This is a genomic window from Streptomyces sp. YIM 98790 (assembly GCF_011421595.1).
Lineage (GTDB): Bacteria > Actinomycetota > Actinomycetes > Streptomycetales > Streptomycetaceae > Streptomyces.
Genome location: NZ_WTLH01000417.1, coordinates 1 through 352 on the forward strand (window position 1 = coordinate 1; position 352 = coordinate 352).

The window sequence follows — 352 nt, forward strand, 5'->3', positions numbered from 1 at the left end:
CCGCGCGCGCCGCGCGGCGCCGCGTCCGCTTCGCCGGCGCGGCCTCCTCCGGCCCGGTACCGGCGGTCTCGGCGGTTTCCGCAGTCCGGGCGGTCTCGGCGGCAGCCGCCTCCTCCGCCGCCGGCTCCTCGGCCGCGCGCACCGTGCGGCGCCGTGTCCGCCGGGGCGCGGCCGGTTCGGCCCCGGCCTCCTTCCCGGTCCCGGTCCCGGTCGTCTCCTCCGGCGCACCGGCCTCGGGCGCAGTGCCCTCCGCACGCTCGGCCCGGCGCCGCCTCCTCCGCGGCGCCTCGGCCGCCTCCTGGGTGCCGGTCTCCGGGGCGCTCGTCTCGTCCTCGCCGCCGGTGGCCGGCAC

The 352-nt window shown here is 83.5% G+C and carries 1 pseudogene; it reads right to left on the reverse strand.

Annotation, left to right across the window (positions count from 1 at the left end):
• Positions 1-352, reverse strand: a pseudogene (locus GQS09_RS28870) (hypothetical protein); the annotation flags it as partial.